Source organism: Saccharibacillus alkalitolerans (assembly GCF_011090185.1).
In the GTDB taxonomy this organism is placed as follows: domain Bacteria; phylum Bacillota; class Bacilli; order Paenibacillales; family Paenibacillaceae; genus Saccharibacillus; species Saccharibacillus alkalitolerans.
In genome coordinates, this window is sequence record NZ_JAAFGS010000007.1 from 89,906 (window position 1) to 109,938 (window position 20,033).

9 protein-coding genes, 1 tRNA gene and 1 pseudogene are annotated in these 20,033 nt (G+C 60.3%); 7 read left to right on the plus strand and 4 right to left on the minus strand.

The annotated features are described in order from the left end of the window. Positions 1 to 211: 211 nt before the first annotated feature. Positions 212 to 2,995, plus strand: a complete 2,784-nt coding sequence (locus GYN08_RS18050) for a glycoside hydrolase family 3 protein (protein ID WP_166277153.1) — start codon at positions 212 to 214, stop codon at positions 2,993 to 2,995. Positions 2,996 to 4,975: 1,980 nt separating this feature from the next. Here GYN08_RS18050 and GYN08_RS18055 read toward each other — a convergent pair. Next, positions 4,976 to 5,818 (minus strand): annotated as a pseudogene (locus GYN08_RS18055) (glutamate synthase subunit beta); the annotation flags it as partial. A gap of 502 nt (positions 5,819 to 6,320) precedes the next feature. On the opposite strand from GYN08_RS18055, the gene GYN08_RS18060 reads away from it, so the two are divergent. Beyond that, entirely contained in the window at positions 6,321 to 6,986 is a 666-nt protein-coding gene (locus GYN08_RS18060; protein ID WP_166277156.1) for a transcriptional regulator, read from the plus strand. A 751-nt stretch (positions 6,987 to 7,737) separates the two neighbouring features. After that, positions 7,738 to 11,544, plus strand: a complete 3,807-nt coding sequence (locus tag GYN08_RS18065) for an alpha-L-arabinofuranosidase C-terminal domain-containing protein (RefSeq protein WP_166277159.1) — start codon at positions 7,738 to 7,740, stop codon at positions 11,542 to 11,544. A 278-nt stretch (positions 11,545 to 11,822) separates the two neighbouring features. Here GYN08_RS18065 and GYN08_RS18070 read toward each other — a convergent pair whose 3' ends face one another. Continuing rightward, positions 11,823 to 12,554 carry a hypothetical protein gene (locus tag GYN08_RS18070; protein WP_235946374.1) on the minus strand — a complete coding sequence of 244 codons (732 nt, stop codon included), beginning with the start codon at positions 12,552 to 12,554 and terminating at the stop codon, positions 11,823 to 11,825. A gap of 151 nt (positions 12,555 to 12,705) precedes the next feature. On the opposite strand from GYN08_RS18070, the gene GYN08_RS18075 reads away from it, so the two are divergent. Further along, a complete protein-coding gene (locus tag GYN08_RS18075; protein WP_235946375.1) occupies positions 12,706 to 13,650 on the plus strand; it encodes an AraC family transcriptional regulator in 945 nt (314 codons plus the stop codon). 164 nt (positions 13,651 to 13,814) lie between these two features. Here GYN08_RS18075 and GYN08_RS18080 read toward each other — a convergent pair whose 3' ends face one another. Beyond that, positions 13,815 to 14,852 carry a glycosyltransferase family 2 protein gene (locus tag GYN08_RS18080; protein WP_166277162.1) on the minus strand — a complete coding sequence of 346 codons (1,038 nt, stop codon included), beginning with the start codon at positions 14,850 to 14,852 and terminating at the stop codon, positions 13,815 to 13,817. Positions 14,853 to 14,873: 21 nt separating this feature from the next. After that, positions 14,874 to 16,349: a hypothetical protein gene (locus tag GYN08_RS18085; protein ID WP_166277165.1), complete on the minus strand. Its 1,476-nt coding sequence runs from the start codon at positions 16,347 to 16,349 to the stop codon at positions 14,874 to 14,876. A 451-nt stretch (positions 16,350 to 16,800) separates the two neighbouring features. Between GYN08_RS18085 and GYN08_RS18090 the strand changes: the two genes are divergently transcribed. The 3 genes from GYN08_RS18090 (at position 16,801) to GYN08_RS18100 (ending at position 19,908) form a co-directional block, all read left to right on the plus strand. Then, positions 16,801 to 19,329, plus strand: coding sequence for a LamG-like jellyroll fold domain-containing protein (locus tag GYN08_RS18090; RefSeq protein ID WP_166277168.1), 2,529 nt, complete (start codon positions 16,801 to 16,803; stop codon positions 19,327 to 19,329). A gap of 190 nt (positions 19,330 to 19,519) precedes the next feature. Further along, positions 19,520 to 19,747 (plus strand): helix-turn-helix domain-containing protein, encoded by a 228-nt coding sequence (locus tag GYN08_RS18095; protein WP_166277170.1) that lies wholly within the window; start codon positions 19,520 to 19,522, stop codon positions 19,745 to 19,747. Between the two features lie 77 nt (positions 19,748 to 19,824). Continuing rightward, positions 19,825 to 19,908, plus strand: a tRNA-Leu gene (locus GYN08_RS18100). Positions 19,909 to 20,033: the final 125 nt, after the last annotated feature.

The following is a 20,033-nucleotide window of genomic DNA, read 5'->3' on the forward strand; positions in this document are numbered from 1 at the left end:
CCGGTTTTTCTCTTCTTTCTGCTGTTTTCCTATATAAAGCTTTGCTTCTTTTCCCGGAATTCATTATAGTGGAGACAGATGCGCAGCGTTTTTTCGAATTTTACGAAATGGTTTTCGGTAAGCGTCACCAATTGGCTGATCACTACTTCGGAAGCGGCGGGAAACGCGCGTACATAAGGAACACCCCACACAGAATTCGGGAGGGAATATTTTGAGCCAAACACATGTCGGAGGACCTCTGAAAGGCTTTGCGGAATTCAGCAGAAAGGTAGCCGCGCAGGGCGCCGTGCTGCTTCAGAACGAACAAGAGGCGCTGCCGATCCGGAAGGACGAGAACGTCGCGATCTTCGGGCGCGTGCAGCTTAACTATTACCGCAGCGGTACGGGATCGGGCGGGAGCGTGCACGTTTCGCACACGACCAATCTGCTGGACGGACTGCGGAATAAACCGTCGGTTCAAGTGAACGAAGAACTGGCGGCCGTGTACGAAAAATGGATCGAAGAGAACCCGTTCGACAACGGCGGAGGCGGCTGGGCGGCGGAACCGTGGCACCAGAAAGAAATGCCTTTGACGGACGAGCTGGTATCGGGCGCGCGCGCCAAGTCGGATAAAGCGATCGTGGTCATCGGCCGCACGGCCGGCGAAGACCAGGACAACGCCGACGCGCCGGGCAGCTACCGCCTGACGCCGGAAGAGCTGGATATGCTGACGCAGGTCACGAACCATTTCGAGAAGACGATCGTCGTCTTGAACGTCTCGAACATCGTGGACATGAGCTGGGTGAACGAAGCTTCGCACAAGCACAAGGTCGCGGCGGTAATTTACGCTTGGCACGGAGGCATGGAAGGCGGCAACGCGATCGCGGACGTGCTGTCCGGCATCGTTACGCCGAGCGGCAAGCTGACCGACACCATCGCCTACTCGATCGCCGATTATCCGTCGACAAGCAACTACGGCAGCGAGATCAAAAGCGTGTACGAAGAAGACGTCTATGTCGGATATCGGTATTTCGAAACGTTTCGTCCAGAAAAAGTGCAGTACGAATTCGGATTCGGCCTGTCTTACACGACATTCGCTCAAGTTTCCGAAGAAGCCAAAACGATTCAAAAAGACGGCGCGGAATGGATCGAGATCGGCGTAACCGTAACGAATACCGGCAGCGTCTTCGAAGGCAAAGAAGTCGTGCAGGCCTACGTCGAAGCGCCGCAGGGCAAACTCGGCCAACCGGTCAAAAAGCTGGTCGGTTTCGCCAAAACGAAATCGCTGCAGCCGGGCGAATCGGAGCGCGTCACGATCGCGTTCCCGGTCGATAAACTGGCTTCGTACGACGACGCGGGCGCGACCGGACATCCTTACGCTTACGTGCTGGAAGAAGGGACTTACCTTTTCCACGTCGGATCGAGCGTGAAGCGCACGACCGCCGTCCAGGTGGACGGAGCGGACGGCTATATCGTGAACGAACTGCGCGTCGTCCAGCAATTCGAGGAAGCGATGGCGCCGGTCGAAGAGTTCTCCCGCATCAAGCCGGGATCGCGCAAAGCCGACGGTTCGTACGAGCTGCTCAGCGAAAACGTTCCGACCCGCAAGGTGAACATGGCGCAGCGCATCCAGGATCGCCTGCCGAAATCGCTGGCGCATACGGGCGACCGGGGTATCCGGCTGCACGACGTCAAGGAAGGCAGAGCTTCCATGGACGAATTCGTGGCGCAGCTGAGCGACGAAGAACTGGCGACGCTGGTACGCGGCGAAGGCATGAGCAGCCCGCTCGTGACGCCGGGTACGGCTTCCGCTTTCGGCGGAGTCAGCGATGCGCTGCTGAACTACGGCATTCCGGTCGCCTGCACGGCGGACGGTCCTTCCGGCATCCGGATGGACAGCGGCGGCCAGGCGACCCAGGTGTCGATCGGCACGCTGCTTGCGGCGACGTGGGACACGGCGCTCGTGGAAGAGCTGTACGTGCTGGAAGGTCAGGAGCTGCTGCTGAACAACGTGGACGCGCTGCTCGGACCGGGCCTCAACATCCGCCGCAGTCCGCTGAACGGCCGGAACTTCGAGTACTTCTCGGAAGATCCGATCGTCTCGGGCGAGTTCGCGGCGGCCTGCGTGCGCGGCATCATGAAGGGCGGATCGAACGGCACGCTCAAGCACTTTGCCTGCAACAACCAGGAGCAGTACCGCAGCAAAGTCAACGCGGTCGTGTCCGAACGCGCGCTGCGCGAGATCTACCTGAAAGGCTTCGAGATCGCGGTGCGCGAAGGCGGAGCGAACTCGATCATGACTTCGTACAATCCGATCAACGGCCACTGGGCGGCGTCGAATTACGATCTGAACACGACGATCCTGCGCGGCGAATGGGGCTTCGACGGTATCGTCATGACGGACTGGTGGGCGGTCATGAACGATTCCGCAAGCGGCGGCGAAGCGGATCGCAAAAACACCAACTTCATGGTCCGCGCGCAAAACGATCTGTACATGGTCGTGATGAACTACGGCGCCGAAACCAACATTTGGGGCGATAACACGATGGAGTCGCTGGCGAACGGCACGCTGACGCGCGGCGAACTGCAGCGCAGCGCCAAAAATATCTGCTCGTTCATCATGAACGCGCCGGTCTTCTCCAGAGAACGGACGCCGGAGAAGATCGAGAAATTCGAAGCGCAGGGCGTCACTCAGCTGGACAGCGCCCAGGCGCTGACGGAGCAGGGCGAAGTGCAGCCTTCCGCCGATTCGCCGGTATACGTCAAGATCGAACAGCCGGGCATCTACCGGGTGGCGGTCAACGTCATGTCGCCGGAGCCGGAACTTTCGCAGAGCGCCTGCAACCTGCTGCTGAACGGAAAAATCATGACGACCGTGCAGATGAACGGCACCCAAGGCCGCTGGCTGAAGCAGCGTCTCGCCACGATCGAGCTGGAACTGGGCACGTACAAGCTCGAAGTCGAATTTACGAAACCGGGCCTGCAGCTGGGTACGGTGGAATTCAAGCGGGTGTAAAGGGCTCGGGGCGATCGGGTCCGGTCGAAGCGATCGCGGGAGCGAACGGAACATGCCGACGAAAGCGGCGAGCCGGCGAGCGAACCCTCCTTCCGTCGAAGCGGAGGATTCCGTTTTGCCCGCGCGGTTCACGCGCGAATTTGATTGGACGCTGCGGTTAACGGCTAACGGTTAACGGTTAATGGCTAACCGCTAACGGATCGATACGACGCTTAGAGACCCTAATCGAGCTGCTGCAGTTTTTAACGGATCGAGAGGACGCTTAGACGCAAAAAAGCAGGAGAATTCCGGTCATTCGGACCGATTGCGACGGCTAAGCGTCTCCAGGATCCGTTACAATTCGAACCCGGCGAAAAAACATGCTCTAACGGACATGCGATCCTTTAGATCTCGGACAGGCAGCCCGGACCCCCGAAACGACGGCCTGGCCTTCGTTCCCTTGCGGGGGCGTACCGTTTGTATGCCGGATTGCGCGGCGGACCGACCGCAAGAAGCGGCCTGCGCAGCGGATTGCAAGAATTGATTGTGCGAAGTCGACCTGCACGGCGGAACAATCGCAAGAAATGGATCTGCCGACGGAAAAAGCAAAACGCCAACCGGATTGCGGTTGGCGTTTTTTGACGTGTTCGGCTGTGAGGAGGGAGAGAAAGCGGCCGGGACGGCGGAAAAGATCGCCGCCGTTTAGTTCAGCCCCGTACCGCCCGTCAGGTAGCGGTCCACTTCCCGGGCGGCCTCGCGGCCCTCGCGGATCGCCCAGGCCACCAGGCTCTGCCCGCGGCGCATGTCGCCCGCCGCGAACACGCCTTCGGCGCTGGCGGCGTACGCGAACGCCGCCGGGTCGCCCTTGCCCGGCCCGCTCAGGCCGGCCGGGCTGGAAGGCGCGCCGAACGAAGGGCGCGCCTTCACGGCCGCTGCGCCGGCCGAAGGACCGGACGCCCGGGCCGTCCGGTCCGCGGCGGACGCGGCTGCCGTCCGGAGCCGGGCCTGCGGCCCCGCTTCGGCGCAGCGTTCCGCGACTGCGCCAAACCCCGCGAAGGCCGGCTGCGCAAGGCCTTCGCCCCGGCGCGCCGCCTCGCGGGCCGCCGCTTCGCCGCGGCTCGCCCAGTCCCGGCCGTGCCCGCCGGTCCGGACGTTGGAGCGCTCGTCGCTCTCCAGCTCAAGCTGCCGGAGCAGCTGCGGCTCCGGCCCGGCAAAGCCGAGCGCCAGCAGAACCAGCTGCGCCGGGAACGTTTCCTCGCTGCCGGGAATTTCATACGGCACGAGCCTGCCGTCGGCGTCCGGGCGCCAGTCGACCCGGACCGTCTGTACGCCGCAGACGGTCTGTCCCGTCTCGCTCAGGAAGCGCTTGGCGGATGTGACGTAGCGGCGCGGATCGCGGCCCTGCACGGCTTCCGCTTCGCGCTGGCCGTAATCGATCTTCTTCACCCGGGGATACTCCGGCCACGGGTTGTTCGCCGGCCGCTCGGAAGGCGGCTCCGGCATGATCTCAAGCTGCACTACGCTGCGGCAGCCCTGACGGAGCGCCGTCGCCACGCAGTCCGTGCCGGTGTCCCCGCCGCCGATCACGACGACGTCGCGGCCCGCGGCGGAGAGCTCGCGCTCCGCCGCCAGGCTTGCCCGTTCCGCTGCCGACGCCAGGCGATCCGCAGTCGAAGCTGCCGGGTCGCCTGCATCTGCCGCCTGCCCCGCGGCGGCGCTGCCCGCTCCCCGCGCCGCCAGTTCGGCTGAGCTCGGCCCTTCCGCCGCCTCGAGTGCGGCACCGCCCGTTTCCCGCGCCGAGCTCCCGGCGAATCCGTCCGTCCCTTCCGCCGCCTCGAGTGCGGCACCGCCCGCTCCTCGCGCCGAGCTCCCGGCGAATCCGTCCGTCCCTTCCGCCGCCTCGAGTGCGGCACCGCCCGCTCCCCGCGCCGATCCCACGGCGAATCCGTCCGTTGCTTCAGCCGCCGCTTGGCCGGCTCTACCCGCCGCCACAAAGTCGGCTCCGCCCGCGAGCAGCCGCTTCGCGCTCGCCGTCAGAAAGTCCATCGCCTGGCGGATGCCGCCCAGTTCGCGCCCTTCGATGTTCAGCTCTCTTGCGGCGGTCGCTCCGCCGCACAGCACCATCGCGTCGTGATGCGCGCGCACCTGCCAGACGGGAAGGTCCCGGCCGATCTCCGTATTCGTCACGAACGTCACGCCTTCGGCCGCGAGCAGGTCGACCCGGCGCTGGACCGTGCTTTTGTCCAGCTTCATGTTCGGGATGCCGTAGGTCAGCAGCCCGCCGATCCGGTCCGCGCGTTCGTAGACTGTCACGCTGTGGCCGGCTTTGTTGAGCTGGGCGGCGCAGGCGAGACCGGCGGGACCGGAGCCGATGACGGCGACTTTTTTGCCCGTGCGGACGAGCGGCGGCTCCGGCACGATCCAGCCTTCTTCGAAGCCCCGGTCGACGATCGCTTTTTCCAGCGACTTGATCGTCACGGGGCTGCCGATCAGGCCGCCGGTGCAGGAGCCTTCGCACGGAGCGGGACAGACGCGGCCGGTGAACTCGGGGAAATTGTTGCGCTTGTGCAGTCGGTCCAGCGCGCTCCGCCAATCGCCCCGGAAGACCAGGTCGTTCCACTCGGGGATCAGGTTGTTCAGCGGGCAGCCCGCCGCCATGCCCGACAGCATTCGTCCCGCGTGGCAGTAGGGCGTGCCGCAGTCCATGCAGCGCGCCGCCTGCTCGCGCAAGCTTTCTTCGTCCATTTTTACCGCAAATTCGTTCCAATGCCCGATCCGTTCCAGCGCGCCGCATTCGCTCGGCGTCACGCGCCCGTATTCCATGAATCCCGTCGCTTTTCCCATATCTGCCAACCTCCGGTTTCGTAAGGTGAATGCGTTCGGCGCCGAGTCGATGATTCATCTTTGCGGTAAAGCAGAAAAGAGTGAATCGAACGAGAAGCGCGGCCGCTGCGAAACGATCCAGCGTCCGGCGTACCGGGGTTCGTTCTGCCCGGACGGTGCCCGGTAAGACGGCGAATGGGGTAGGACGGTGCGCTGCTTGCGATTCAGCTGCGGATGAAATGTCTCAAGCCTATCAGCTGCGGCGGCATCGCGTCATGAAGTAAGTCACGTTACGAGAAGCAAACGCGATCAAAAAAGGCGATGACCCCGATAAATCCCGGTAAAGAACCGACCGGTTCGGATACTTTTTGCTAGGGAGCCACCTTCTGAGCATTCGCACTTGCCTGGAACGAAGTTTTAATCTAAACTTTTTTCATACGGATGCGAAGCACGCGCCGCTTTGACCTCACCAGGGTCGGAGCGGCTTTTTTGCGTGTCGGCAAAAATGGAGGAGGCGGAAAGAATGACGAGATTCGACACGGAGTACGAGAGATGGATGCGCGTACAGCTGGAGACGGAGAAAGGTTCGCGGCGAAAGGAAAAGCTGGAAGCGGGGCTGGGGCACGGAAGCATCGAATTTTTAAAACGCGTTTGGCTGCCGGCTTTCGGTAATTTGGATCATTTGTATGCGGAGTGGGAAGTACGCGACCTGAACGGGAAATACCGCTACATTGATTTGGCTTATCGGCCGGGTTCCGGTTCGGGCTTCGCCAAAGGAGCGATCGAAATTCAAGGTTACGGGCCGCATGCAAGGGATCTTGACGTTCGGCGCTTTAAAGATCTATGTTGGCGGCACAGTTTGCTCGCTCTGGAGGAATGGACGCTGCTGCATATCGCTTACCCGTCGATTCATGAAGAGACGGAACGCTGCCGCCAGCTGGTGTTGGCCTTCGCCGGTAAGTGCACCGTGCTTGCTCCGGACCCGTCGGAACGGTTGTCCTGGATCGAAGCGGAAACGCTGCGTTTCGCGCGGCGCTCGCTTATTCCTTTTGCCGCGGGACAGCTGGCGGATCATCTTCGGGTCAGTCCCCAGCACGCGCGGCGGGTCCTGCATACGTTGGTAGAAAGAGGCAGCCTGGCGATCGCGAGCGGCAGATTGCGTTACCGTACTTATAAGCTGCCCGATTAAAAAAGAAAAAAGGGTAGCGAGCGACAGGAGGTGGGGAGTCGGAGAGTCGCGGGGGCGAGAGATGGAGGATGGGGAGAGCGAGGAGTCGAGAAGTCGAGGAGTCGGGGGACAGGCTAACGAACCCTTATGATGTTAAACGCCGTTAATCGGCTGTTGGAAAAAAATAACGAACTCTGGTAACGCTATTTCTTGGAAAACCGGCTCTGAATAGTAAATACGGAGCGATTAGCGTGATCTGGATTCTTTAGAATATGAAAATGCTTCGATTCATCCTCTTAGCGTGATGAGGGTTCGTTAGGACTGGGTGTCCCTCCCGCCGCCGCCGCATGCTGCTGGCTGTCGGCCTTACCGCAAAGCCCTTGCGGCTCTGCGGCTTCCTTGGGGCTCTGCAGCCCTGCGGCGGCCCCAGCGACACCTGGCTCTTCGGCTTCCTTACGGCCCCCAGCCCTGCCGTCGGTTTTCAAGCGCCTTAAAGCAGCGTCGAGTCTACGGCTCTGCGGCCCCTGCCGGCTCTCCTAAACCTGCGCCCCATCCGGCTTCCCCAATTGCTCCGCTACGCCCTTCCCCAAATCGATGCGCTCTTGCCGCCCCGCGATCAGACTGCCGCGTTCAATTTTGGCGTCAATTTTTGCTCAGACGCTTGAACTTGTACGTACAATACGTTACGATTAAGCAAACGCATCTAATTACATTATTGATTAACATTTATATTAATTTAATTAAGAAATTTATTAAGAACAGGAGCATGAATATGACTTCATTTCAGGATCGGTTAATCGTACAGTATAAGTTCGACGAAGCGGAAGCGGTCGGACGCGACAGTTCGGGACACGGACGCGACGCTTCGGCGGCGGGCAGCGCGCTCCCGGCCGTATCGGAGATCGACGGCAGACCTGCCGTGACGTTCGGCGGCGGACGCAACGGCACGTCGTATCTGGAACTGCCTTCGGATCTGCTGCAAAATGTAAGCGATAACAGCGGCGTGACCGTGGCGGCCTGGGTGCGCTTTGACGCCGGAACGAGCAACTGGGAGCGTATCTGCGACTTCGGCAGCAGCGAAGGCGGGCCTTCCCTCTTCCTGACCCGCGCGATGCGCGGCACTTTGTCGGCGGGCGGCGATCTGGTCGCCGATCCGGGACGCGGATTCGTGCGCGGCGAATGGATGCATGTCGCCATGAGCGTCATCGGAACCGAAGGCGGGACGCTGAGCAGCGCGGGCCCGATCGTGTACGTCAACGGCGAAGCGGCCGCCGACGGCTCGATCAGCCAGACGTCGAGCGGCAACTATGCGCAGCTGCGCCGCTGGTTCGAGACGTTCGCGGACGAGAGCAGCTATACCCGCAACTATATCGGCCGTTCGCAGTACGCGGCGGACGACGACTTCGCCGGTTCGATCTCCGACTTCCGCGTCTATGCGGCGGGCTTGTCGGCCGACGAAGTAATCGAAGTGATGTGCGAGTCGCTGACGGAAGAAGAAGTCGTGCGCCTGGCGGCGGATAAATATCTGTCGTTCCCGACGGATATCTTGACGAGCGATATCACCCTGCCGCAGTCGCTGATGGGCGGCAAAGTGGCGGTGGAATGGTCGTCGAACCGTCCGGAAGCCGTCACGCCCGAAGGCCGCGTATGGCCGAACGGCGATTCTTCCAAGCAGCGGCCTCTGGCCGCGACGCTGACCGCCACGCTGAAGGTCGGAACAAGCACGGCGCAGCGCAGCTTCGACGTGTCCGTCCTGCCGCCGGAGCTCCCTCCTTACACGCTGACGATTCACGGCGGCGAAGGACTCGAAGGCGTGATCGACGTCAGCGAAGTGATGTACGGACTCTTTTACGAAGACATCAACAACGCGGCGGACGGCGGCATCTACGCGGAAATGGTGCAGAACCGTTCGTTCGAAGCGTTCGAATTCGATACGTATTCCCACGCTTCCGGCGAATGCGGATGCTCGACGGGGCGCAACCGTCAGCCGCTGCTGTGGTGGTACGGCGACATCGACAAGATGACGCCGCAGCATACGGATACGCTGGGCCAGTTCCTCGGATCGAACGATCCGGACGTGAACGGCTATTACGTCACGGTGGCGGACGGCGCGACGATCTATAACCGCGGCTTCAACGATACGAACGGCGGATACGCGATGAATATCCGTAAGGGCGCGAAATACGACTTCACCGTCTGGGCCAAAGCGGAGCGCGACGGCCGTATCACGCTGCAGCTGCAGGATCCGGACGGCGAAGCGGCGAGCGACGTCGTGACGTTCAAGGTCGAAGGCGGCGGCACGTGGAAAAAGTACGGCGTTCCGTATCCGGCGGACGGCAGCGTATCGTCGACGCTCGTGCTCGCCGGCTCGAAGGACGTGCTCGGCCAGCTTGCGCTGACGTTCGAAGGCGAGATCTCCATCGAATTGGTGTCGCTTACGCCGCAGGACGTCTGGGGCGCGGGCGAAGAGGCAGGCTCGCCTTCGGCGCGCGCCAACTATCTCGGCAATCCGAATTACCGGCTGCGCCGCGATCTGGTCGAAGCGCTGGCCGGACTGCATCCGAAGTTCCTGCGTTTCCCGGGCGGCTGCATCTCGGAAGGCTCGTTCATTTGGGACAACGTCTATGACTGGAAAGATTCCGTCGACGCTATCGAGCTGCGCAAAGAGAACTTCAACGTCTGGGGCTATATGATGACGATGGGCCTCGGCTACATGGAATACTTCCAGCTGGCCGAAGACCTGAACGCGACTCCGCTGCCGGTCATGGCGTGCGGCGTGCTGTGCCAAGCCCGTTCCGACTACGCCCACCCGGCCGGCGGCGAGCTGCGCGACTACTATATCAAGAACTTCACGGATCTGATCGACTTCGCGATCAGCACCGATTTCGAGGGCAGCGAATGGGCCGCCATGCGCCGGAAAATGGGCCGCGAAGCGCCGTTCGACCTCCGCTATCTGGGCGTGGGCAACGAGAACTGGGGCACGGAATTTTTCGCCAACTTCGAAGTGTTCAAGGCGCGGATCGACGAGTATATGGAGAAGCATTATCCGGAGCACGAGCTGCACATCATCTCCACCGTGGGCGCGCAGGCGGACGACGACGCGTACCAGCAGGGTTGGAAGTTCCTGAGCGGCGGCATGGAAGGATCGGCGGACGTGGCGTTCGCGGACCGCGACAAAGTCATCGAAGAACATGTGACCTGGTACGCCAAGCAGCCGAACTATATGGACACGATCGCGGACGAACACTACTACCGGTCGAACGATTATCTGCTGAACAACGCCGACCGCTACAACTATTATTACCGGGCGTATAACGCGGACGGCAGCATGAACTGGCGCGAGACGTCGAAGGTGTTCGTCGGCGAATACGCGTCCACGGACAAAAACACGCTGGCGGGCGCGGTGGCCGAAGCGGCGGTAATGACCGGTTTCGAGAAAAATGCCGATGTCGTGCGCCTGGCCGCCTACGCGCCGCTGTTCAACAAAGTGCTGACCGACGGGACTTACCGCTGGACCCCGGACTGCATCTGGTTCGACGACGAGACGGTCTGGTTCACGCCGAACTATTACGTGCAGCAGATGTACGCGAAATACCTGGGCGACAAAGTGCTGCCGACCTCGTTCTCCACGTACCGCGGCGGCAAGCCGGTGGACCTGATTCCGCGCGGAGGCATCGAGATCGCGGCAGGAAACGCGGAAGTGACCGTGAAGAGCGTCAAAGTCACGTCCAACAAGGACGGAAGCGTGCTGCTGGACTGCGATTTCGCTTCGGCTTCGGAGCTTGATCCGATCTGGCAGGTCATTCCGGGCTCGGCGGGGCATACGCTGGAAGCGGGCCGCGGCCTTGTGCTGGCGCCGCAGAGCGCCGGCCTGAACGGGCTGTATCTCTTGAACGACGAATGGAGCGATTATAAAGTCGAAGTCGCCGCGTCCAAGACGTCCGGCGAAGACGGGTTCTATGTCGGCGTCGGTCTGACCGATATCTCGCCGGACAAAAAGGACGTGCTGGAATACGCGATCGGGTACGGCGGTTCCGCTACGGGCGTCAAAGTCTTCAAGCGCGGCGTGGAAGGCTACACGCTCGGCGATTACTCGTCCAGCACGGCGGCCGGCAACCTGCGCGCGGCCAGCCACGAGCCGCTCGAAGACGGCCGCGAATACGTCATTACGGTCGATTTCGGCGGCGAGAGCGGGAAGAATCTGATCTGCTCGTACGCTTCCGGCGGTTGGAGCAGCAAAGTGCTGGATTACAAGCTGGAAGCTTATAACCGCGACGTATTCCACTCCGTGACGGCGGACGGCAAGCGCGTCTACGTCAAGCTGGTCAACGCCGACGGCGTGGAGAAAAATACGCGTCTGAACCTGGACGGGCTGAACGTCTCGGCCGACGCCAAGTTGGTCACGCTGACGGGCGAATCTTCGCTGCTGCACGTGCCGAACGTGAACAAGAAAAACGCGGAGCAGGTCGTTCCGGTCGAAGGCGGATTTACGCTGGAAGACGGGGAAACGGGCCGCACCGCGGTGCTGAAGCTGCCGGCGAACTCGGTAAGCGTGGTCGTGCTGGATCGGATCGGCTAGCCGCTTGCCTCCCCGGAATGCCGCGGCCCGGCGATTTCGCTTCGCCGCGCAGCGCGGCCCCGCGAAAAGAAACAATAGCGAAAAAGGACGGAAACGCGGCCTCGATGCCGCTTTCCGTCCTTTTTTTCGCGCGCCTGCCGGCAGTATAAGGATGTCGCGGGCCGCGGCCGTTTCGAGCGGCTGCACTCGCGCTGCGCGTCTGCGCCCGGGCAAAACGTCTCCTCGCCTGGGGCTTCGTAAGGCAGGTCCGCCGCTCGGCGTGTCGGTTCGATGCGGACTTACCGCTCGGAATTTCGATCCGGCGGGCCTTGCCGGCCGGGGCCGCGCTTGGTCCGCCCGCTCCGCTCCGACTGTCCGGAATCGCGGGAGCGCGGCCTTCTCGATCCCAGACGAACCGACCGCAGGAGCCGCTCGCTTCGCTCTTTTTTTCGTTTCAGCACGGGGTCTTTCTCCTCGTTCTCCCGGTAAGCTTCCATCTCCTGAAGGTAATGTTCCTCGCTCTCGCTCGTGGAGGGAAGAAACGGTTCGTGGTTGTAGCCGGTCCGCCGGCCGTAGCGCAGCATCTCGTAAATGATCATGCCGTTGTTGGGCTTGCCGTTTGTCGTCCGCATGGGTACGATATCGAACAGCGCGTAATAAAACGCATAGAAAACGAGCCGGTCCCAAAACGTGGGCTGCCATGTGAGTACGCCGTTCGCCAGCAGGGCGTTCACGATGAAGGCGAGCGCCAGATTGACGAGAATCGGGCCCGCGTACAGACAGACGTAGGCGGCGCGGTTCTCGCGCTTGATCTCGTCGTAGGAAAACCAGCTGTACAGATGATAGTAGCGGCGCACGTCGACGATGCCCAGCTTGAACAGACGCGGCCCGGAACCGAGCGTGATCCTCGGATTGCGCACGCCGAAGAGAAGACTGCCGAGCAGGTACCCCGATTCCCGCAAAAAAACGACGACCGGCAAAATGATGAACGCCGAGATGAGCAGCGAGACGAAATCGGACAATTGGAACATGAAGCTTCCCCTTTCCCGAAAAAGATGCTTGGACAAGCGCACATAAGATGTCAGTACCCGTTCGGGAGGAGGGTGAATAGGAAGAAACTGTGCAACCGGGGTCAAACGCGCGTTCGGCGCCTGATGTAACCTGAAGAAGAAAGGGGAGAGCATGATGCGCGAATACGAATGGAACGAGAGGGTGCAGGAGATGATCGGCTGGGTGGAGCGCCATATCGGGGAGCCTTCCTCCCTGAGCAGCATGTCCGAGCAGCTCGGCTATTCGCCGTTTTACTGCACGCGGCATTTTCACCGGCTGACGGGCATGACGCTGCGGGATTACGTGCGGCTGCGGCGGATCAGCCTGGCGGCGCTCGAACTGCGCGACACGGAGAAACGGGTGCTCGACATCGCGGTCGAATACGGCTTTTCTTCGCATGAAGCCATGACGCGGGCGTTCCGGCGGACGTTCGGCGTCACGCCGCAGGAATACCGCCGGGAGCCGCGTCCTATCCCGCTGACGGTTCGCGCGGAGGTGTTTTCCCCTTATCACTACGGGCTGAAGGAGCGAAACGAAATGGGCGAAAAAGGTTCGAGGCAGGCGGAGATCCGAACGGAATTCATCCCGGCGCACCGATTTATCGGGATCTGGGACGAAGAGGCGCGAAACTACGGCGACTTCTGGCAGAGGGGACACGACTGCGACGAGGTAAGCGGCACGATCGAAAGTCTGTCGAACGAGACGCTGGAAGGGCAGATCGGGCACACGGCGGGCTGGACGCAGGCGGGCGGACCGGATCGTCCGGACGGGCCGAGAGGCTATCTGTACGGCATTCCGGTTCCCGCCGATTACGAAGGAGCGGTGCCGGAAGGGATGGAGCTGCGCGATGTGCCGGCTTCGGAGTATCTGGTCTTTTTCCATCCGCCGTACGACTACTTGAAGGAAAACGGCGAAGTGCAGCGGACGGTGGAGGAGGCGGCGTGGAACTGCGATCCGGCGCCGCTCGGATACTCCTGGAACGACGAAGCCGGCCTGCAGAATTACCAGCGGCACTTCCCGGAAGGATACGGGTACGCGGTGCTGCGGCCGGTGAAAAAAGAGTCCGGTCAAAGCTGACGCAAGCTGATTTGCCGGACGGGAGCGCATTGTCCGATCGGAAGCGGATTTGACCGAAAAACCAAAAAAATGCTGCGAATATTCATCAAGGAAAAACGATGAAATTCCGCAGCATTTTTTGGTTTCCGAAGCCGATTATGCTCCGGTGCCCTGCCCGCCGCCGGTCAAGCTTTCCGCGCCGCTCCGCCGGCGGCTCCGGCGACCTCGAGAGAGCCGGGAGCCCGCCCGGAGGCGCCGACGCTTACGAGCCCGCCGTCCGCGACTCCGAGCGTCCGCTCCACGATGAATTTCGGCCGTCTTTTCGTTTCCAGATACGTCTTGCCGATGTACTCGCCGATTACGCCGATCCCCAGCAGCTGCAGCCCGCCGATCGCCCAGACGGAGATGGCGATCGTCGTCCAGCCCGGAACGGTATGTCCCGTGAAGTGCACGGACAGGAAGTAGCCCAGCATGATCAGGCTGACGGCGAAGATGAAGAAGCCGAGCGCCGAGATCATGCGGATCGGCTTGATGCTGAACGACGTGATGCCCTGCAGGGCGAAGGCGAGCATCTTTTTGAGCGGATATTTGGATTCGCCCGCGAACCGCTCGCTGCGTTCGTATTCGACGATCGCCGACGGATAGCCGATGAGCGGCACGATGCCCCGCAGGAACAGGTTCGCTTCCCCGAATTCGGCCAGTCCGTCCAGCGCGCGGCGGCTCATCAGCCGGTAATCCGCATGGTTGTAGACCAGTTCCGCGCCCATCATGCTCATCAGCCGGTAGAAGCCTTGGGCGGTGGCGCGCTTGAAGAAGGTATCTTTTTCCCGGGCCTTCCGCACGCCGTATACGATGTCGAAGCCCTGACGGTATTTGTCCACGAATTCGTCGATCGCCCCGATGTCGTCCTGAAGATCGGCGTCGAGCGAGATGACGACGTCGGCATGCTCTTTGACCGTCAGCAGGCCGGCCAGCAGCGCGTTCTGATGCCCGCGGTTGCGGGCCAGATTAATGCCGGCAAACAGCGGATCGGCGCGATGCAGTTCCTCGATCAGCGTCCAGGTGCGGTCGCGCGAGCCGTCGTTGACGAATACGACCCGGCTGTCTTCCGCGATCAGGCGGCGGGCGATCAGGGCGTTCATTTTGCTCCGCAGGCGCGCGGCCGTCTCGCCGATCACTTCTTCTTCGTTGTAGCAGGGGATGACCAAATACAGCTTATCCATGCTTTTTCCCTCCCGGACCGATCAATTTTTCAAGCGATAAAGCGTGTAGAAATAAGGGCTGCCTTCGAACGTTTGTCTTTGCTGCGCGACGGGTTCGTAATAATCGTACAATTCCTGCGGAGGGTCCGCGTCGGGATCGACATCGTGTTCATCGACGGTTACGAGCACGTAGTCGGTCTGTTTTTCGCGTATGTAGCGCCGCTGTTCGTCCATGTTTTCCGGGAAGTTGGCGTATTTGAAGTTCTGCTTCTGGAAAAAGCGCTGCTCCGGCACGATGCCCGTCGTCGTGAACAATCCCCGGTCCAGGCTGCCGTAGTTGAGCAGCGTCGCGTCCTCGTCCCGTTCGACGATTTCCGCGAAGCGGTACTGCATCAGATCTGCCCGCGCCACGCCCGTCATCGGCACGTTGTGGTTGAACAGATACGTGAGCGGCAGCGTGAACAGAAGGGCGAGCGCGGACAGACCTACGGCCAGGCGCGGCGTCAGCCGGTCCTTGGAGCGGCGGCGCAGCAGATCGAGCAGCACGATCCAACCGAACACCATGAACGGCGCAATGATCAAGAAGTAGTACACGTAGCCTTTGCCGCCTCCGTATACGCCCAGCACGAGAAAGGCGAGCGCGGCGATCAGCGAAATCCGGCCGGCAAGCGGAGGCAGCCATCTTTTCGACAGCGGGAAAAAGACGGCCGCCAGACAGATCAGGGCAAACGCGGGGCTGTCGAAGAGATTGTCCCGGAAACGGTAAGCGACGAGCATCAATTTATCCGTGAGCGTCGCGTCTTCTCCGTAAAAACGGAAGTTCGAGAGAATGTACGTGTCGATCCACTGCGGAATCGCTTGGTTAACGCCGAAATAAACGATCCACGGAAGGGCGGACAGCGCCATGCCGGCGAGGAACACGAGGCAGCTTATCAGCGAGCGGACGACCTGCCGATTCAGCAGCATGCAGAAGAACAAAGCCGCCATCCAGCCGAACCAGAAGCCGAGCATCGAATATTTGATCCACAGCGCAAGGCCCGCCATGATACCGTTGGTCAGCAGCATGGAATAAGGGACGGGACCCGGGTAGTGCTGCTTAAAATAGCGCAGAAGCGAATACAGGCTGAACGCCAGCAGCGGCAGCGTGAATTCTTCGGCGCTGTCTCCGTGCGAGAAGCTGGGCAGATTGAGCAGCACGGCGGCAAACAGCGGCAGTGCGATCAGCGAGTAGCGGGAGCCGACAAAAAGCGTCATGATTTTATGTATGCCGTAGAGGAATAGCGCAAACGAGACCGTTTCGAATAAGTATACGCCCAGGAACGTCCGATTCGAAATGAGGTAGGCGAGGCCGTGAATGAAATACAGCAGGGGACCTTTTTGTTCGAATAGGTCGCGGTAGGGAACCAGACCCTGCATCATGCCTTTTCCCATCGTGAAAAAAGAATTGGCGTCGACCCAGTCGTTCAGCGGATACAGCGGCGAAGATTTGGTGCAGAGCAGCAGCAGGACGGCGGACACGATCAGGCACCACAAAGCGGCGAGAGATTCGAACGCTCGGGCGGGCGCCCTTTCCTTCGGGGATGACGTTAGGGCAGAAGGCCCGGAGTCGGGGAGAGGAATAACGGTTCTTTGCATGAGGAAGCTCCTTTGTCGACAAATTGGGGGACTTTTGATTCATACAGGCGATGCAGATTAATTACCCCTTTTTTAGAAAATGATTCATATCAAATGAGATAAGTAAAAAGGTAAAATATGGTCGTTACAAATACGTTTTCGATAATATAAAAGTTAACTACAAGCAAGTTATATGAAGAAAACGCTCTCATTGCTGAACTTTTGGGCTTATTTAGTTAACTTTTTTGTTATTTATTTTAGGAAACATGAAGGGGATCGAAAAGCGGCGGCGAAAAAGAAATAAGAGCAAGGCGAGTTTCAGAGAGATCCCATTCCAGAGGAGGCATACACCCACATGAACCGCAGTAAGCTTATTCGCAATTCCGCTCTTCTTTTGTCGCTGGTCCTGCTGACCCCGATGTCAGCCGGATGCCAGAACGAAGCGCGCGCCGCCGAGGCGGGCGTTCCGAACACCCCTCCGACGTTCTCGGAAGTGTCCGTGCATGACCCTTCGATCGTCAAGGACGGCAGCACGTATTACGTCTTCGGTTCGCATATCGCGGCCGCGAAATCGACGGACCTGATGAACTGGAGCTCTTTTGCAAACGGTTACAAGACGCCCGGCAATACGATCTACGGCGATCTGTCGAAAAACCTCGCCGGTTCGTTCGCCTGGGCGGGCGAGAACGACTCCGACAGCAAGGGCGGATTCGCCGTTTGGGCGCCGGACGTATTCTGGAACAAAGATTACGTCAATAAGGACGGTTCCAAAGGCGCATATATGACTTACTACAGCGCGTCTTCCACGTACATCCGCTCGGCGATCGGTTTTGCGGTGTCGAAAAACATCGAGGGGCCTTACGAGTACGGCGGTACGGTCATGTACTCCGGATTCACGGAGAACGAAGCGTACGACAAGGACAGCAAGGTCAACAAGAAGTGGACGAACACGCACATCGACGAGCTGATCGGCGAAGGCAAGCTGAACGGCGAGAACGAAAAATGGTTCAACGCCGACGGCTCGTATAACAACCAGCAGTATCCGAACGCGATCGACGCGGCGCTGTCCTACGATACGAAGGGCCGGCTGTGGATGACGTACGGCTCCTGGTCCGGCGGCATTTTCCTGCTGGAGATCGACAAGAAGACCGGCCAGCCGATCTTCCCGGGCAAGGACAGCTCGACGAAAGACGGACGCATGGTCGACCGCTATTTCGGCACGAAAATCGCGGGCGGCTACGGCAAATCCGGCGAAGGCCCGTACATCGAATACAATAAGAGCACGAAGTATTACTATCTGTACGTGACCTACGGCTGGCTCGGCGCGGACGGCGGCTACAATATGCGCGTATTCCGTTCGAAAAACATCGACGGCCCTTACACCGATTCGCTCGGTCAGAGCGCGGTGCTGCCGGCGGGAACGGAAAATACGGAGATCGGCAACAAGCTGATCGGCAACTTCCTGTTCGAACGCGAAGCGGGCGACCCGGGCACGGGCATCGGCTACGGTTACGTGTCGGCCGGACACAATTCCGTGTATACGGACGAAAAGAGCGGGCAGATGTTCCTCGTCTTCCATACGAGATTCCCGCAGCAGGGCGAGGCGCACGAGCTGCGCATCCACCAAATGTTCATGAACAAGGACGGCTGGCCGGTCGTGGCGCCTTACCGCTACGGCGGCGAGAAGCTGGCCAAGGTGAAAAAAGACGATATCGCGGGCGATTACGCTTTCGTGAATCACGGCAAAGCCTACTCCGGCGATATTTTGGAGCCGCAGCCGATCAAATTGAATGCAAACGGCACGGTCACGGGAGCGCTGGAAGGCAAATGGCGCAAAAACGCCGACAACAAAGCCAAGCTGACGCTGGGCGGCCAAGAGTTTGACGGCGTGTTCCTGCGTCAGTGGGATCCGGTGTCGCAGTCGAACGTCATGACGTTCACGGCGGTATCGGAAAAGGGCGAGTCGGCCTGGGGTACGCGTCTGGCGGATCTGAGCGACGAGCAGGTCGTGGCGAACGTGGCGGCCGGCTTGAACCTCGGCGACACGAGCCGCGTGACGGCGGATCTGAAGCTGCCGACGATCGGCAGCCGCGGAACGTCGATTGCATGGAGCAGCTCCGACGAGGGAGTCGTGTCTTCGTCGGGTAAAATCACCCGTCCCGAGGAAGGACAGCCGGCAGGCCAAGCGACGCTGACCGCCGCGATCGTCAAAGGAAGCGCGAAGAAGACGATGACGTTCGAAGTGACGGTGCTGCCTTACGAAAATGCGGACCTGACCGCGCATTACGCGTTCGAAAACAATTTGTCGGACAGCGAAGGCAAGTTTGCGGACGGCAGCGTCATCGGCGACCGGATCGGCAAGGAAGGCGGCAAGCTGAGCTATTCGGCCGGCGTGCAGGGGCAGGCGGCGTCGTTCGACGGCAGCACCGGCATCAGCCTGCCGGGCGACCTGATTCAGAGTTCGTCGTATTCCGTCTCGCTCTGGGTAAAGCCGGAGCAGCTGACGACCTATACGCCGGCGTTCTTCGCGGCGAAAGACGATACGCACTGGCTGAGTCTGCTGCCGAAAGGCGGAGTAGGCGACCAGACGATGGTCTGGGGCGGAAGCGCAAGCTGGTACGACGGCGCGACCGGAGTGAAGATTCCCGCGAACAAGTGGAGCCATCTGGCCTTCTCCGTAGATGAAGGCACGCTGTCCGTCTATGTGAACGGCGAGCGGAAATTTACCGGAACCGGCTTCCCGAACCTGTTCTCGGAAGGCGCGAAAGGCACGTTTACGCTCGGCGCCAACTGGTGGGACGCGGCGTTCAAAGGACAGATCGACGAGCTGCGCGTGTACGAAGGCGCGCTGACGTCGGTACAGGCGGCGGAGCTGGCGAAGTAAGGACGGCCGCTGATCGGGCAAAACGAAAAAAGAGAAAGCGCCGTTTCGTGCGAACGGCGCTTTTTCGCGTCCGGAACGTTCTCGGTCCGCATATTTTATGGGGATTCGGCTCTTTAAGACGTTAAAGTGTGATATAATGGAAAGATTCGCAGCAGCACGTTCGCATCTTTTAAAAAGAGGAGGTCGATCCATGAGCACGTTCCAGGATTGGAATCTAAAAGTCAAAAAGACGTTCAACGCAACGAGCAACGAACAGGTATTGACCGTGACGGAAGCGGGGAGTCTGCTCGGCTTGACCAAGGATCAGATGAAGGTATACGTGGACAAAAACAAGCTGACCAAGGTGCCGATCATGCGAAGCACTCATCGTTATCTGGTGCTGCAAAAAGAGATGGACGAAATTTTGAAAAAACTTTAAAAGAAAGCTTGCCATCTCGCCGGAAGCATGATATATTATTTCTTGTGCTCGCGAGGTAATCGCGGTCATCAAGATATGCGGTCGTGGCGGAATTGGCAGACGCGCACGGTTCAGGTCCGTGTGGGCTAACCCCCGTGGAGGTTCGAGTCCTCTCGACCGCATCTTACTTTTTAAACCAAGGCCCGGATTTCTGATATCGATCAGAGGTTCGGGTCTTTTTTCGTCTGTTTATCGGTAACGATCAAGGTTCGGGAATGAAGTAATCGATGGCAGCGTTTTCCCGCCG

What these genes read in the sequence shown, in the direction of transcription:
- GYN08_RS18060 (WP_166277156.1), top strand. Translation starts at nt 6,321, where the DNA reads ATGACGAGATTCGACACGGAGTACGAGAGATGGATGCGCGTACAGCTG.
- GYN08_RS18075 (WP_235946375.1), top strand. Translation starts at nt 12,706, where the DNA reads ATGATGCGCGAATACGAATGGAACGAGAGGGTGCAGGAGATGATCGGC.
- GYN08_RS18080 (WP_166277162.1), bottom strand. Translation starts at nt 14,852, where the DNA reads ATGGATAAGCTGTATTTGGTCATCCCCTGCTACAACGAAGAAGAAGTG.
- GYN08_RS18070 (WP_235946374.1), bottom strand. Translation starts at nt 12,554, where the DNA reads ATGTTCCAATTGTCCGATTTCGTCTCGCTGCTCATCTCGGCGTTCATC.
- GYN08_RS18065 (WP_166277159.1), top strand. Translation starts at nt 7,738, where the DNA reads ATGACTTCATTTCAGGATCGGTTAATCGTACAGTATAAGTTCGACGAA.
- GYN08_RS18095 (WP_166277170.1), top strand. Translation starts at nt 19,520, where the DNA reads ATGAGCACGTTCCAGGATTGGAATCTAAAAGTCAAAAAGACGTTCAAC.
- GYN08_RS18090 (WP_166277168.1), top strand. Translation starts at nt 16,801, where the DNA reads ATGAACCGCAGTAAGCTTATTCGCAATTCCGCTCTTCTTTTGTCGCTG.